At 58.4% G+C, this 15,931-nt stretch carries 12 protein-coding genes; 4 read left to right on the top strand and 8 right to left on the bottom strand.

From position 1 onward, the window contains the following. The coding region (locus ACTRWH_RS08045) for an efflux RND transporter permease subunit (RefSeq protein ID WP_462826245.1) at positions 1 to 2,992 on the bottom strand (2,992 nt) is incomplete at its 3' end. Further along, complete coding sequence (locus tag ACTRWH_RS08040; RefSeq protein WP_462826244.1) at positions 2,992 to 4,071, bottom strand: efflux RND transporter periplasmic adaptor subunit; 1,080 nt, start codon at positions 4,069 to 4,071, stop codon at positions 2,992 to 2,994. The genes ACTRWH_RS08040 and ACTRWH_RS08045, both read right to left, overlap by 1 nt. Before the next feature lie 163 nt (positions 4,072 to 4,234). Here ACTRWH_RS08040 and ACTRWH_RS08035 point away from each other — a divergent pair, with 163 nt between their 5' ends. After that, positions 4,235 to 4,876, top strand: a complete 642-nt coding sequence (locus ACTRWH_RS08035) for a TetR family transcriptional regulator (protein ID WP_462826243.1) — start codon at positions 4,235 to 4,237, stop codon at positions 4,874 to 4,876. Positions 4,877 to 4,897: 21 nt separating this feature from the next. Here ACTRWH_RS08035 and astB read toward each other — a convergent pair whose 3' ends face one another. The 6 genes from astB to ACTRWH_RS08005 are packed head-to-tail and all read right to left on the bottom strand — an operon-like array spanning position 4,898 to position 12,593. Beyond that, on the bottom strand, positions 4,898 to 6,238 hold the full coding sequence (gene astB / locus ACTRWH_RS08030; RefSeq protein WP_462826242.1) for an N-succinylarginine dihydrolase: 1,341 nt from the start codon (positions 6,236 to 6,238) through the stop codon (positions 4,898 to 4,900). A gap of 13 nt (positions 6,239 to 6,251) precedes the next feature. After that, positions 6,252 to 7,727 carry a succinylglutamate-semialdehyde dehydrogenase gene (astD, locus tag ACTRWH_RS08025; RefSeq protein ID WP_462826241.1) on the bottom strand — a complete coding sequence of 492 codons (1,476 nt, stop codon included), beginning with the start codon at positions 7,725 to 7,727 and terminating at the stop codon, positions 6,252 to 6,254. A 5-nt stretch (positions 7,728 to 7,732) separates the two neighbouring features. Beyond that, positions 7,733 to 8,779, bottom strand: coding sequence for an arginine N-succinyltransferase (gene astA, locus ACTRWH_RS08020; protein WP_292050231.1), 1,047 nt, complete (start codon positions 8,777 to 8,779; stop codon positions 7,733 to 7,735). Between the two features lie 28 nt (positions 8,780 to 8,807). Next, positions 8,808 to 9,824 carry an arginine N-succinyltransferase gene (locus ACTRWH_RS08015; RefSeq protein WP_462826240.1) on the bottom strand — a complete coding sequence of 339 codons (1,017 nt, stop codon included), beginning with the start codon at positions 9,822 to 9,824 and terminating at the stop codon, positions 8,808 to 8,810. Positions 9,825 to 9,874: 50 nt separating this feature from the next. Then, a complete protein-coding gene (locus ACTRWH_RS08010) occupies positions 9,875 to 11,092 on the bottom strand; it encodes an acetylornithine/succinyldiaminopimelate transaminase (RefSeq protein ID WP_462826239.1) in 1,218 nt (405 codons plus the stop codon). Between the two features lie 49 nt (positions 11,093 to 11,141). Beyond that, positions 11,142 to 12,593 carry an exonuclease domain-containing protein gene (locus ACTRWH_RS08005; protein WP_462826238.1) on the bottom strand — a complete coding sequence of 484 codons (1,452 nt, stop codon included), beginning with the start codon at positions 12,591 to 12,593 and terminating at the stop codon, positions 11,142 to 11,144. Positions 12,594 to 12,801: 208 nt separating this feature from the next. Between ACTRWH_RS08005 and ACTRWH_RS08000 the strand changes: the two genes are divergently transcribed. The 3 genes from ACTRWH_RS08000 (at position 12,802) to ACTRWH_RS07990 (ending at position 15,897) form a co-directional block, all read left to right on the top strand. Continuing rightward, positions 12,802 to 13,944 carry a DcaP family trimeric outer membrane transporter gene (locus tag ACTRWH_RS08000; RefSeq protein ID WP_462826237.1) on the top strand — a complete coding sequence of 381 codons (1,143 nt, stop codon included), beginning with the start codon at positions 12,802 to 12,804 and terminating at the stop codon, positions 13,942 to 13,944. Positions 13,945 to 14,083: 139 nt separating this feature from the next. Then, the gene (locus tag ACTRWH_RS07995) at positions 14,084 to 15,001 is read left to right on the top strand and encodes a LysR substrate-binding domain-containing protein (RefSeq protein WP_462826236.1); all 918 of its coding nucleotides are present in this window, start codon (positions 14,084 to 14,086) and stop codon (positions 14,999 to 15,001) included. A gap of 80 nt (positions 15,002 to 15,081) precedes the next feature. Continuing rightward, a complete protein-coding gene (locus ACTRWH_RS07990) occupies positions 15,082 to 15,897 on the top strand; it encodes a putative hydro-lyase (RefSeq protein ID WP_462826235.1) in 816 nt (271 codons plus the stop codon). Positions 15,898 to 15,931: the final 34 nt, after the last annotated feature.

Here is a 15,931-nt window from a genome sequence, read left to right as displayed (position 1 = left end):
TGATCACGTGGGTGCAGACCGACGGCACCACCAGCAACGTGAGTACCGTGGAGGCCAACAGGCCGGAGATAATGGCCCAAGCCATCGGCGGCCACAGGGTGGAGCTGGAGAACGCCAACGGCAACAAGCCGGCAACCGTCGTTGCGGTGGTCAGAAGGATGGGCCGGGTGCGCTGTTCCACCGCCTTGCGAACAGCGTCGCGGATGTCATTGCCTTTTTCCAACTGTCGATCCATCACATCCAGCAATACGATCGCGTTGTTCACCACAATCCCCACCAGGGCGATGACGCCCAGCAGCGACTGAAAGCCGAAAGGTGAGCCGGAGAACACCAACCCCGGGAAGATACCCACGGTGGCCAGTGGCACTGTCAGCAGGATGATGCCGACACGCCGGAAGGAATTGAACTGTATCAACAGAAAGAACAGCAACAGCAGCACACCAATGGGTGCCGTGGTCAGCAAGGCGTTGTTGGCATCGCCGGAGCCCTCGGCGTCACCGCCCATGTCCAGCCGGGTACCCGGGGGCAAGGGGTTTTCTTCAAGCCTCGCTTCCAGCCCCTCCAGGGCCTGGCTGAAACTGTAACCTGCCATCAGATTGGACCAGACGGTATTCATCCGGGTGCCATTGCGCTGGAACAGGGCCGCCGATTGCCAGGACGTTTCCACCGAAGCAATAGCGGAAAGAGGCACCGCGTCGCCCCGATCATTGTAGATATTCACCGACAACAACCGTGGCAATGACAGGCCGGTGCCTTCCCGGGAGCGCAACACCAGGGGAATCGGATCCTCTTCCTGTCGATACTGTTCAGCCACCACCCCAAAGCTCTGACCATAGAGGCTCTGGGCAACATCGGCACGGTTCAGGCCGTATCGGGCCGCGCTGGCATCGTCCACATTGATGGCAATGCTCGGCACGCCGATATCCAGGTTGTGGCGTACATCCACCGTGCCCTTAACGCTGCGTAGCGCCGAAAACACCTGTTCCACGGCACGCGCACGGGTGTCGTCATTGGCGTGATAAACCCGCACTTCCACTGGCGCTGCCCGTGGCGGCCCCTGCCCCAAGATTCCTGCCGTTAGCTGCAACTCCGGCATTTCGCGCCCGGCGTAGTCGCGAATCCACCGTACCAGGCCGGTGGTGTCTTCCAGTGTGGGCGTTGATACCACGATTCGCCCGCGGTTCGGCGCCTGGGGCTCACGCTGCAGATTGTAATAGAAGCTGGGGCCGGTAAAGCCAACAAACCGATGCACCTCCTGGGCCTCCGGTCGGGTACGGATCGCACGTTCAAGATCGGCCGCCACACTGGACGTGCGCTCCTGGTCCGTGCCTTCCGGCATGTACAGCTCAACCACCACCTGGGGACGATCCGCGTTGGGGAAAAACTGCTGCTTCATGAACGGCGTGAGTGACAGGCTGAACACCACCAGCGCCGCACCCGCAAGGATCAAAGTGCCCGGGCGCCTGGCCACCAGATCGCCGAGAAAACGGGAAAGCCCAACCAGCTTGTCTTCCCGCGCGTCTGTCTTGCGGGGTTTCAGGAAGCGGGCCGCCAGTAACGGCACGGCGGACACCGCCAGCAGGTAACTGACGGAGAGGGTGAGCATGATCATCACCGGCACACCACGGGTGAAATCGGCCGTCCCACCCTTGGACAACAACAACGGCATGAACGCCGCAATGGTCGTACCCGTGGAGGCTCCCAGCGGCCCCGCCAGTTCCTTTACGGACTGCTTAAGGGCATCCAGCCGTCGCATGCCGTCATCCAGGCATCCCTGAATGCTTTCGACAATCACAATGGCGTTGTCGATCAGGATACCGAGAGAAATCACCATGCCAATGACCGCTATCTGATGCAGTACGCCACCCCCCAGGTCATAAAGACCGATACTGATCAGCGCCACCATCGGCAGGATCGACGCCACCAGGAGCCCCATGCGGATGCCCATACCGGTGAACACCACGGCCACAATGATGATGACGGACATCACCAGGCTCCAGGCGAGGTTGTCGAGCCGTTCTTCCACCTTATCGGGCTGGAAGAACATCTCGCGGATTTCATAGGGAGCGAACTCCTCACGGATCGTCGATAACCGCTCCCGCACACGCTCACCAAACCGAATGGCGTCGGTACTACCCTCCTCCATAATCATGGAAACCAGCACCACCCGTTCACCGTCGTACCAGGCCTCCGGCTGTCGTGGTTCCGCCGGGCCGCGCCAGACTTCGGCGGCAGCCGCCAGTGGCACCTGAGAGCCGTCCGGCAGTTCAATGGGCGTCGCGCGAATGGCATCCATACTGGTGAATTCGCTGTTTGGCAACACCGATAGACGACGACCGTCGGCGACAACAAAACCGCCCGGTGTGGTCTGGTTGCGGCGCGCCAACGTGTCCAACACGCGTGCGGGGGAAATGCCCAGCCGGTACATGGCTGCGTCGTCCAGCGCCAGGGTGATCTGTTCGTCCGCGTCACCCTCCAGCTCAATACGGGACACGCCGGAAATGTCCGCCAGGTTCTGTTTCAGGCGCTCCGCCACGTCGCTCAGTTCGGTGACCGAACCAGAACCGCTGACCGCAAGAATAATGGCGGGGATATCAATCAGGCGGTCGTCCAGCACCATCTGGCCAACGTCATCGGGAAAATCCAGGCGCGCCCGGTCCATGGCCTGGCGTACGCGATCCCAGGCGGAGTCGGTATCGTAGATGGTGTCATTCAGGCGCACGTTGAAAATCGCCACGCCGGTACGGGCAGTGGCCTGGGTATAATCGACCTCCTCCACCTGGCGCAACTCGTCCGACAATGGCTGCAGTACCAGCCGCTCAACGGCTTCGGCGCTGGCGCCTGGGTAGTTAATGCTAATCAGACCGGCGCGATAGGGAAATGAAGGGTCCTCCTGGCGCGGCATGGTACTGTAGGCCGCAATCCCCAGGAGGCACAGCATGGTCACCACCATGCCCAGCAAGCGTTGAAAGTTCAGCAGGCGCAGTGACATCAGCGCACCTCCACGGCATCACCGTCGGAAATACGGGTCATGCCGGCAAAAACCACCTGATCACCAGCGCTAAGATCAGCGGCATCCACCACCACACGCTCACCGATGATCCGCTGCACCGTCACTGGCACCCGGCGGGCAACGCCATCGGAAATGCGGAACACGCTGGCGCCTCCGTTGGATTTCATCACTGACAACAGCGGCACCGTCGTGGCCACGGTTTCACGGGGCGTAATACCCACTTCCACCGGCTCCCCGGGTTCGAGGGTATCTGCCGGCAGGCTGACCAATACTGGATGAAGCTCGCCGCGAACACCACCGGGCTGGGCAATTTCCACAATGGAGCCGGTAACCGGCGCACGGTTACGATCCTGCACCGACCAAACCGGCAGCAGTTGCGACAGCGACACATGGTTGAGCATGTACGCCGGTACCCGCACTTCCACTTCGCGCCCCTCCGGGGACGACAGACGCATCACCGGCTGGCCGGAGGCCACAAACTCATCCCGTTCCACCAGCAATGCTTCAACCCGGCCGTCGAACGGCGCCCTCAGTTCACTTTCTCGCAGTAAGCGTGTGGCCTCGGCAAGAGATGCTTCGGCCGTTGCCATACTGGCTTTCAGGCTGTCCCGCCGGGAGGCCAGTTGTTCCAGCCCCTGCTCAGACACGACCCCGCGCTCGTGCAGTTGGCGGGAGCGCTCCCATTCCCGTTTGGCCTGATCATATTGGGTTTTAAGTTCGTCCAGCCTGGCGGCTGCGGAATCCCGCGCCGGCTCCAGTGCGGGGTTATATACCCGCGCCAGCAGGTCACCGGTCTTGACAGTCTGCCCCAGTTCAACCGCGCGCTCTCGAAGGGTGCCACTCACCTGGAACGTCAGCGTTGCCCGTTGGGCCGCCCGAACGATACCGGAAAAGCGTAGCGACACGCCCTCTGTCTTGCCGCCCGTCACCTCGGCAGCACGCACCGTCACCGGGGCAGTGCCCTGTTCAGGCGCCGGTTCACTGGATTTACAGGCGCTGACAAGGAGGCTTGCAGCGGCCAAGAGGGAAACGATGGCGGAGCGCCGGGCGATGTTCATTGAGAAGTCCTCTCTTCCATGGTCACGGTGTTTTTTAGCATCCATCCGGTGGACAAAAGTTCGTTATCAGACATAATGTCATTCTTTGACAATTTGTCAATAATCGGATTTCATCCCTAACCATGTATCATGAGATTGCAGTCTCCATTACCCGGAATCCCCTATGAGTGAGCCGTTAAAAACCCGTAGAGAGAAAGAGAAGCAGGCCAGGTACGACAGCATTCTGGATGCTGCGGAACTGGTGTTTTCGGTGAAGGGCTACGAGCGCACATCCATGGACGACATCGCCCGCACGGCCGCGCTCAGCCGTGCATTGTTGTACGTGTACTTCAAGGATAAGGCGGCGATCCAGCGCGGCATCATGCTTCGTGCCGGCCACAGCCTGTGCCGCCGCTTCGAGGAGGCTCGCCAGACGGCGGATACCGGGCTGGCTCAGATATCAGCCATGGGAGTGGCCTATTACAACTTCTACCGCGAACAGCCGGATTACTTCTCCGCACTGACGACAGCCTCCACGGCGATGTCAGAAGCAGATGACGAGCTGGCAGGCGAGATGTTTGGCTGCAAGGCAGAAACCATGGAGCTGATGGTCGGTGCCATACACCTGGGGCTGGAAGACGGCACCATGAACCGCGAGCGCATCCACAATCCGGTCGAAACCGCGCTCTACCTCCGCGGCGCTCTCCACGGCGTCATCATGCTCTGCCAGAGCGAAATGACCGAGAGCGGCCAGGAAGACAACGTTTCTGCGGAATCACTGATCCGTCATACCATGGAGATGCTGACGTCCTCTATCTCGTCCTGAGAAAAGAGGGCGATGACCGGATTAGAGCTGAAAATCGTAGATAGACCCAAGCCCGAGAATCCCGGTCAGCTCATCCAGTGCCTTACGGACTTCGTCAAGCAGCATCGGGTCGCCCAGATCCTCCTGCGACAGCTCCTCCCGGTAATGCGCCTCGACCCAGGTTGTCAGGCGTTCATACAAGGCGTCGGTTAGCAATACGCCGTGGTGCATGGCCTTGAGTTCGTCGTCGTTCAGCACCACCCGCAAACGCAAACACGCCGGGCCACCGCCGTTGCGCATGGACTGTTTGACGTCGAAAACCTCCACCGACGTAATCGGCCCCGAGTCATTCACCAACTCGTCCAGGTAGCGGCTGACCGACTCGATTTCACGACACTCACCCGGCACCGCCAGCATCATGCCGTCGGGCGTGTTCAGCAACTGACTGTTGAACAGGTAGGAGGCCACAGCGTCCTCCAGCGGAACCTGTTCACTGGTGACACGCACGGCTTCCAGTTTTGCACCCGTCAGGCGTGAGCGGATATCAGCCAGCACGGTTTCTTCATCCAGAAACGCCAGCTCGTGGTAGAACAGCGCGTTGCCATTGCCCACCGCGATAACGTCGTTGTGGAACACTCCGGCATCAATCGCAGCCGGGTTCTGCTGGGCGAACACCACATGGCTATCCTTCAGGCCATGCAGGCGGGCGATCGCCTGGGAGGCCTCCAGAGTCTGGCGTGCGGGATACAGCTTAGGGGCCGGAGCCTGTTCGTTAAAGGCGATCTGGCCGTAAACAAACAATTCAACTCCCGGCTCGCCATACCCGCCGCACAGACGGGTGTGGTTGGCGGCGCCTTCGTCACCAAACTGGCTGACCGACGGCAGCGCCGGATGGTGTGCGAACCAGGCTTCGTCCGCGAAGATGGATTTCAGTGCCCTGCCGGTGACCACGTGCTCGATGGAGCGATGGAACTTGGCGCTCAGGTTCGCCGGTGTAAAGTGCACCCGGTGATCCGACGTGTCCGCGCTCGGCGACACCGTGGCGGCGTTAGCCGTCCACATGGTGGAGGCCGACGATGCCGCTGCCAGGATGGACGGGCTCTGTTTGGCGGCAGCGCTGAGAACGTCGCGGTCCGAACCAGTAAAACCCAATGCCCGCAGGGTCGGAATATGCGGGCGTTCGTGGGGCGGCAGAACACCCTGGACAAAACCGCGATCCGCCAGACGCTTCATTTTCGCCAGCCCCTGCAGGGCGGCTTCCTTCGGATTGGACACCGAGCGAATGTTGGACTTGGACGCCACATTGCCCCACGACAGCCCGGCGTAGTTATGGGTAGGCCCTACCAGGCCATCGAAATTGGCTTCTACTGCGTGCTTGGCCATGACTCGTCTTCCGTCAGTCGAAATTTAACCCGGGCGCCAGGCTCTCCGGCACTTCGCTCCTCTTCGCCTCCAGCGAGGCCATGGGCCAGGCACAGTAATCAGCGGCGTAATAGGCACTGGGTCGATGGTTACCGCTGGCGCCGACACCGCCGAACGGAGCGGCGCTGCTGGCACCCGTTAACGGTCGGTTCCAGTTCACGATGCCGGCGCGCACTTCGTCCGTCAGCCGCTCGTAAAGTTTGTGGTCATCCGTCAGGATGCCCGCGGAAAGTCCGTAGCGGGTGTTGTTCGCAAGCTCCAGGGCCTCGTCAAAGCTCTTGTAGCGGTAAACCGTCAGCAACGGCCCGAAGAACTCCTCATCCACCAGGTCCAGGCCGGTTGCGTCCACAATGCCCGGCGACAACAGGCCAGTGCCTTCCCGCAGACGCTGCATCTCCAGTAGCAGTTGCCCACCCTTCGTCACCAGGCTGTTCTGGGCCGCCAACAACTTGTCGGCCGCTTCTGTCGAAATTACTGACCCCATGAACGGTTGCGGATCCGCATCAAATTCGCCCACGGTGATTCGACTGACCACTTCAACAAAGCGGTCCAGGAACTGGTCGCCCTTGGTACCCTTTGGTACCAGTAAACGGCGTGCACAGGTGCAGCGCTGACCCGCCGACAAGAACGCGGACTGGAGGGCGTGATGCACCGCACCATCCAGGTCATGCACGTTCTGGACGATCAGCGGATTGTTGCCGCCCATCTCCAACGCCAGAATTTTCTCGGGCTGGCCACCAAACTGCTTGTGCAACAAGTGCCCTACCGTGGAACTGCCGGTGAAGAACAGCCCATCAACACCCGGATGTGACGACAGCGATTTACCGGTCGGCATCGCCCCCTGCACAAGATTGATGACTCCGGGAGGAAGGCCGGCTTTTTCCCACAGCTTCACGGTCAGCTCGGCGACACCGGGGGTCAGTTCACTGGGTTTGAACACCACAGTGTTGCCCGCCAGCAACGCCGGTACGATATGCCCGTTGGGCAGATGCCCGGGGAAATTATAGGGGCCGAACACAGCCACCACGCCATGGGGGCGATGCCGCAATACAGCATGACCGCCAGCAACGTCGGATTCGGAGTGGCCGGTGCGGTTGTGGTAGGCGGCAACGGAGATTCCGATCTTGCCTATCATCGCCGCCACTTCGGTACGGGATTCCCACAGAGGCTTTCCGGTTTCCGAGCCGATCTGGTGCGCAAGTTCTTCCTTGTGTTCCTCCAATAACGTACCGAATTTTTCCACCAGGGCCTGGCGCTCACTGAACGGGCGCTTACGCCAGTGAACAAACGCTGAGCGGGCCTCACGCACGGCGGCGTCCACATCTTCGATACTGGCGCTGACGCCGTCCCAGACCGTCGCGCCGGTAACCGGCTGGAGGGATTCGAAAAAGTCACCATGACCTTCCAGCCAGAGTCCATCAATAAAGAGTTGACCTGTCAGGTTTGCCATTGTCATTACCTCCTTCCGGTATCTTTCAAAGGGGCCAGCCGCACGAGGTCTCCGGATTCTACTTCCAGCGCCTCGGCCACATCGGCCGGAATACTGACAGTATCGAGTCCTATACACTCGGCCGGTATGGTGGTTACCCGAAAGTCCCGGAACGAGCGGTTGGATATCATTACCTGTTGCTCCGCCGGGACATCCGTCACCAGCGGCTTCTTACGGATCATTACGTGGCGGTTTATACCTTCGCGCACGGTACGAATACTGTGAATAAAAGCCTCAACCGCCGGGCCACCGTCGAAGATGTCCACCATGCCATTAAAGTTAAAGCCTTCAGCCTGCAGCATTTTCAGCGCCGGCTCGGTGTTTTCATGCACGCGACCAATAACGGCCCGCGCAGCGTCCGGCAACATCGGCAGGTAGATGGGGTATTTGGGCATCAGTTCGGCAATGAACGATTTATTGCCAAGGCCCGACAACATGTCCGCCTCACTAAACTCCATGTCAAAAAACTTGCTGCCAAGGGCATCCCACAGCGGGCTCTGGCCGTTGCTGTCGGACACTCCCCGCATCTCGGCGAAGACTTTCTCGGAAAAATGCGAACGGAAGTCGTCCAGGAACATGAACCGGCAACGAGACAACAACAGGCCGGTGCCACCGCCGCGATGGGAACTCGAAAGCAGCAGTGAGCAGACCTCAGTGGTACCGGTCATGTCATTGGACAGGTGCAGCGTCGGGGTGCGTACATGCACGTCCAGCTCGCGGGAAGCATTCACCGTCACACTCAGTCGGTAATTGTAGAACACTTCGTCCAGGCCCACTCGCGCCTGTATGCCACTGATGCCCACACACCGTTTGAGCTCGGTATCCTCGAGAGCAAACAGGTACAAGCCAGCCTCTGGCGCGCAGCGCTGGTTGAAGGTTTCCTGCGCATGCTGGATCTTCCTTGCCAGCAGTGCCCTGTCCGCCGGTAATGTCGTCAGCCCCTTTCCGGCGCCCTGAGCCATGGCGTACAGGGCGTCGAGGTCGTTCTCCTGCAAGGGTCGGATTACCAGCATTCCGGCCTCCTGTCTTTGATTGCCCTGTTCATAATGGTGTCACCCGTACCGTGTTACCGGAGCTCAGGCCCAGGTATTCCCAGGTTTTCGGCGACACTTTCACTTCGTCCTGCAGGCTCTCGGCGAGTGGCGTCAGCGTGCTGCGAAAATCCCCGCCGTCACCGCCGCAAATCAGGCAGGTTTCGCCATCGTCGGTAGAGGCGGCATGGAGGGTTTTCGGATGACTGGTCACAACAGACTTGAGCGCATCGGTGCGAGCTTCCAGTACCGGCCCGGCATCGAAAATATCGAGATAGCACCCAGCCCGGAATCCTTCGCGCTGAAGCAACTCATACGTCGCCTGGGTTTGTGAATGAGGTTGCCCGAGCGCGTCCTGAGCGGCTTGGCTCAGCAGCGTGACGTAGATCGGGTTGGGTGGCATCAGTTCTGCAATAAAGGTTTTGCTCAACAGCCCGGAGTATTGATCGGCGGTTTCAAAATCCATATTGAAGAAATGCCGCCCCAGACTGTCCCAGAACGGCACCTCGCCGTCTTGTGTCTGCACACCCTGAATTTCCACAACCACCTTATCCGTGAACAGCGAGCGATGGCTGGCGATAAACAGCATCCTGGCGCGGGACAGCAGCTCGAAGGCGTCAGTACCACGTAGCTCCGGCCGGATCGCGAAGGAGCACAACAGCGTGTGGTCCGTCAGCGCATGGGACGGGTACAAAACCTCCACCCGGCGCGAAACGCCCAGCTCATGGGAGGCATGGATAAGTGCGTCCTGTCGGTAATTGTAGAACGGCTGTCCATTGCCCGCCCGCGCATCGATACCCGATACGCCCTGCACCTTACCTGTACGGGTGTCTTCCAGTACGAACAGGAACCGCTTGGGTTCGTCAGGTTTGTTTGTGCCGGCAAAGGAGCGAGTGGATTGATCAATCTTGGTGGACAGCGCGTCCTGTTTTTTGGGCAGGGTGGATGACATCCGGGGGCCCTGGCCCCCGGCGATGTCGAGTATGTCGTTCAGGTCACCCGGCTGAGCCGGACGTACCAGCCACATAGGCGGCTCCTGTCATCATGCTTGTGGTTACTATCGCGGATTAACGTCTGCTACTTACCACAAACCTTTTTCACACCAGCCTCAAACCGGGCCAGCGCTTCATCAATGTCAGGCTCTGGAATGATCAGTGACGGCGCAAGCCGAACGACATTCGGGCCGGCAATCAACACCATCACACCTTCGTTCAGGCCGGCATTGAGAAACTCCTTCGCCTTGCCTTTCCAGTCTTCCGTCAGTACACAGCCAAGCAGCAAGCCAGAGCCACGAACCTCACTGAAGATGCCATAGCGCTCACCAATGTCCATCATCCCCTTCCGGAGGCGCTCCGAACGCGCCGCAACGCCCTTGAGGATATCCGGCTGGCTCACCGTATCAATCACCCGTTGGGCAACCGCACAGGCCAGGGCGTTCCCGCCATAAGTGCTGCCATGGGTACCGATACCCAGGCTTTTCGCCACTTTTTCCGTGGTCAGCATGGCCGCCACCGGGAAGCCACCGCCAAGCCCCTTGGCCGTGGACAGAATATCCGGCGTTACACCATACATCTGGTAGGCATAGAGGTGCCCGGTGCGGCCAACGCCGGACTGGACTTCGTCGAACACCAACAAGGCATCGTTTTCGTCACAGAGCTGGCGCAGGCCCTTGAGGAATTCCGGATCGCCGGGCATGACGCCACCTTCGCCCTGAATAGGCTCTACCACCACCGCACAGGTCTTGTCCTTGGAGATCAGTTTCCGAACAGACTCCAGATCGTTGAAATCGGCGTGATGAATACCTCCAGGCGCAGGCTCAAAACCTTCAAGGTACTTGGGCTGGCCACCTACGCTGACCGTAAACAGGGTGCGACCGTGGAACGAGCTCTTGAATGAGATGATTTCGTTCTTTTCCGCGCCGAAATGTTCCCATGCATAGCGACGGGCCAGCTTGAACGCGGCTTCGTTAGCCTCGCCACCGGAATTGGCAAAGAACACTCGCTCGGCAAAGGTCAGATCACACAGAGTCTTGGCCAACCGCAGGGCAGGCTCGTTGGTCATGACATTGGACAGGTGCCAGATTTTCTCTGCCTGCTCCATCAGCGCACCCACAAGGCCGGGATGATTATGACCGAGGCAGGTCACCGCAATGCCGCCCGCCAGGTCGATGTACTCCTTACCTCCCTGATCCCATACGTGGGAGCCTTCACCCTTGACGGGAATCACAGATCCGGGGGCATAGTTGGGGACCATTACCTCATCGAACAACTCACGGTTGACAGGTTCTCTGTTCATCGGTGTCTCTCAAACAAAACGTGAAAAGGTACATTTAATCATACGCCACTCAAGGCATGAGCACATCCGGCGCGCCCACCGCATCCAGCTCAATCACTTTCAGCGAGCGACCATCCTGCCCCATCAGGGCCTTGACCACCAGCTTGTAGGAATCCAGGTCGAATTTGACCGCCTGGCCGCGCAAAGAAAGACCCTCGATCTCATCCATTCCCTGCAGCGTGGCCACGTGCATCCAGTTGTAAACCACCAGGACATCGGTCCTGCCGGATCTGGCATTGTGCTCCACGATCCCGACCGGGCCTTTCCAGGGCCAGGTTTTCAGGCGCAGCCCGTGGAATGCAATCTGGGTTCTCAGGTTGTAGCGGACGACGTCCTCACCGCCGTCACAGGCACCCTTACAACTACCAAGACTGCGCTGAAAACAGGGACCATCGCCATCAGGTTCCAACCCCAGCAATTTGTTGCACAGGTCGTTTTTCGCGGCGATGCCACTGAGTGCCTTTTCGGCGTCTTTCTTGCTGCGAAACAAGCCAAAATAGTTGTCCAGCCGGTGTGGTTCAATCTCCCACACCAGACGCGCCTGCAGATACCCGGAGGAATTCTCTGTCAGCTCGATGCTCACCAGATTCTTCGCTGCCCGGGAACGCCGGTTAAACAGTGGCTTCAACTGCTTTATCTGCCTCAATTCAAGCAGTAACGCGCCCAGCTCGCCAGCGGTTTCTGTCCAGTCCACCCGCCGCAGGCTCTCAGACATGCGTATGCCGCGGCTGGAATTGTGGTCACCAGAGAAGTGAGAGGCCACACGCTGGGCAATGTTAGTACTTTTACCTACGTACAGAAGAACGTCGTTTTCGCCGTAGAATCGATACACCCCCGGCCCACGCGGAAGATCCTGAAGCACATCGGTGGGCAGGTTGGACGGAATGCTGGGCCTCTGGAGCAAATTGCGGATGGCCGCTTCCATGGCATCGCTCCCTTTTTCCGCCAAGGCGTGCTCGAAGAACGCCATCATCGCGGAGACATCTCCCAACGCGCGATGTCGCTGCACCTGTTCCAGATTATGACGCTCAATCAATGCATCCATGTTGTGACGCCGAAAACCGGGGTACAGCTTGCGAGACAATTTAACGGTGCAGAGTACTTTCGCCGAAAACAGCAGCCCCAGCCGCCGAAATTCGGCCCTGATAAATCCGTAATCAAACCGCGCATTATGGGCCACGAAAATGGTGCCTTTCAGCTGCTCGTCTAACGTCCCGGTAATGTCTTCAAACACCGGCGCATCCGCCACCATGGCATCGGAAATACCGGTAAGGCCCTCTATAAAGGGGGAAATCCGGGTTTCCGGATTGATCAGGGTCTGCCACTCGCCAACCACCTCCCCTGCTCGCCAGAAACGGATACCAATCTCCGTGATCCGGTCGTGGGATGAATTACCACCCGTGGTTTCAATGTCCAGAAAAGCGAAGGTGGCGTCGTCGAGGTGTCGGGTATTTTTCGTCATAGAGATAGGTACGTATAGCTGGAAACAACCGATGTTCTGGCCCACTGGGAGAAGAAAATAAACACAATCCTCAAAAAGTTCCCCTAACCCGGCGATTTCGTTGCATAGACCTTCGTCTAATTAATGCAAGAATTTATTTGAAATGTCACGAATTCGTAACTACTTTGAATTGGGTCCAACAAAAAAATAATGTGTGGAGACAACAAAGATGCAAAGCAACAAATTAAGAATGGCAATTCGTTCAACGGCTGCGGTAGCAATTCTGGGGGTAGCTGCGCAGGCACAAGCGGTCAGCTTTGAAACAGGTGGTTACCAGACCGACATCTATGGCTATGCTCGCCTGAATGCTTCCTACGACATCGACAGCAACCAGGCGCTAAGCACACGCTCAGGTTCGTACAGCGGGCTTGTGAACAATGACGATGCGGCAGACGGCCACTTTGGCGCTGACGCTTTCCAGAGCCGGATTGGCGTAAAAACCGTATCACCTGAGGGCGTTAAGATTAACATCGAAGGTGACTTCCGCGGCGGTGGCGGCGGCTCACTGCGCCTGCGCCATGCCTACGGTGAATACAATGGCGTCCTGATGGGTCAAACCTGGTCGAACTTCACCAGCTTTGTCGGCAATACCTCAACTCTGGACTTCGACTCACTTCCTGGCGTTGCAGGCTATCAGTCCCGTACTACACAAGCACGTTACACTACAGGCCCACTTTCCCTCTCTCTGGAAGATCCGCAAAGCTCTTTCGTAACAGCGCCGGCCAATGCTGCGCAGAAAGATTCCTTGCCGGCACTCACAGCTCGCCTGCAGGACTCCGCTGGCGGCCTGTCATATTCAGCCGCCGTTCTGGCTCACCAGGTTGGCTATGACACCGGATCCGAAGATGAAAGCGCCATGGGCTTTGCTACCTTTGTCGCTGCCAAGATCGCTCTGAGCGACATGATCACTGTTCAGGGCTCCCTGAGCTACACTGATGGCGCCAACAGCTATCTGTATCGTTCAGGTGAAAACTTCGGTGCCGCAAGTGCCTATGTTGACCCTGCCTCCGGTGATGTAGAAACCATTTCCGGTTACGGTGGTACTGTAGGTGCCGGCTTTAATCTGGGCGGCGGACGCAGCATTAACGTCGGTTACGGTCTGGTCGAAGTTGATTGGGACGATGCCGAAGACGATGGCGTTGCAGTTGCTGATCAGAGCGAAACCAACTCAGCTGTGATGGCTAACTACCAGTGGACTCCGGTTGAAAACGTGATGATGGGCGTTGAATACGCGTTCCTGAAGCGTGAAAACGTTAGCGGCGACGACGGCGACGCAAGCCGCATCCTGTTCGCAGCACAGTACAACTTCTAATCGAATTAGAAGTCAGCAACACGAAAACCCCGGCCGCGTGCCGGGGTTTTTTTATGCCTCCTGTATCCTGAACTAAACTTCAGCTAGCAGCCCCACTTAACGTTAAAGGGTCTTTCGCTATCCAACACAAAGAACGCCCATGAACTTTAAACGTCTGGAAACTTTTATCTGGGTAGCCACCCTCGGGAGCTTTCGCAAGGCGGCAGAGCGGCAAAACACCACGCAACCCGCGATATCCAATCGGATCGCAGCGCTTGAGGAGGAACTGGGCGTTCAGCTCTTTGAGCGGGATTCCGGCCGCACCATGCTGACGACCAGGGGGCAGGAGCTACTGCCCTATGCCGAAAAAATCGTCTCCATGTCGCAGCAGCTCCGTAAACGAGCCGACAGGGTCGCGTTGCTGTCCGGCATCTTGAGACTCGGCGTTTCCGAAACCATTGTCCATTCCTGGCTGCCGTACTTCTTCCGCGAGTTGAACGAGAACACACCGAATCTGGACGTGGAGATCACCGTCGACGTCACAGGGAATCTCCGCACCGGCCTGATGGACCGGACTTTTGACCTCGCGTTCCTGATGGGCCCGGTTTCCGAACCCAAAATTGAAAACCTGGACCTGTGCAGCTTTCCCCTGATCTGGGTCGCAAGTCCCTCACTAAAGCTGCCAGACCGAAAACTGGAACTGGAGGAGCTGGCGCAATGGCCCATTATTACCTACGCCAGAAATACCAAGCCGTTCGCCGAAATCAGTCAGAAATTCAGTGAACTGGACGAGCTGCCCGCACGCTTCTATTCGTCCAGTTCACTGGCTGCGTGTCGACGTCTGACCCTCGATGGCATTGGCGTGTCGGCACTACCGCTGAGCGTGATATCTGACGGCCTGAAAAGCGGGCGCCTGATCACTCTGGAGGCCGCCTGGACACCATCACAGTTGGCATTCACAGCCTCCTACCCCAGCGTGCCATTTAACCCGATCGCCGAACTGGCCGCCAATCTGGCGGTAAAGGTTTCGAAACAGTACGTGGAGCCGGACATCACGAAAACTTATCGCCAAACGTAAAAAACCATAATTAGACTTTTTCGCCAATAGGAATAACCTGATCTATAACCACATAACAAATTCAATCAGGGGTAGCCGAGATGCAGACCGGCGATTATTCAGACTTCAAAACAGGCCTGCTCGACCAGGTAGCTGAGCTGCGCGCACACATCCGTTCCGGTCTCCATACCGGAACCACCAGCGGCAAGGCACAAAGCCTGGTTCAGGGCAATGTCGTCATCCTTCCGGCCGACTGGGCAAACGATTTTCTTCTGTTTTGCCAGAATAACCCTGTCGCCTGCCCCCTCATTGGTGTTTCCCAGACCGGAGATCCTATGCTGCCGGGCCTTGGACGGGATCTCGACATCCGAACCGACATTCCCGAGTACCAGATCTTCCGCAACGGAGAACGGGCTGAGACCGCCACTGATATTCGTGATGTGTGGCGCAACGATTTTGTGACGTTTGTACTCGGCTGCTCCTTCTCGTTCGAAGATGCGCTGGTCCGTGCCGGCCTGTCCATCAGGAATGTCGAGCAGGGACAGAACGTATCCATGTATCGCTCGAACATTGCCACCCAATCGGCCGGCCGGTTCCACGGCGACATGGTGGTATCCATGCGGCCGTTCAAAGCTGCCGATGCCATAAGGGCGATTCAGATCACCACCCGGCTACCCAAAGCGCACGGAGCACCGGTGCACATCGGAGACCCGGCTTTGATCGGAATCAACGATATTCACACTCCGGATTTTGGCGACGCCGTCACCATCGGCCGTGACGAAATACCTGTCTTCTGGGCCTGTGGCGTGACGCCGCAGGTTGCCCTGGAAAACGCACGCCCCCCGATCGCGATCACTCACGTACCGGGAAAAATGCTGCTCACCGAGCGGCTCAACGAAGAACTGGCGGTGCTGTAGCAACTGCCAATTGATGACCACAGCAACAACAACA

Source organism: Marinobacter sp. G5_S1_61_S3 (genome assembly GCF_054968585.1).
The sequence above is the reverse complement of the archived record's forward strand: the minus strand, read 5'-3'. Positions and strand labels throughout refer to the sequence as shown.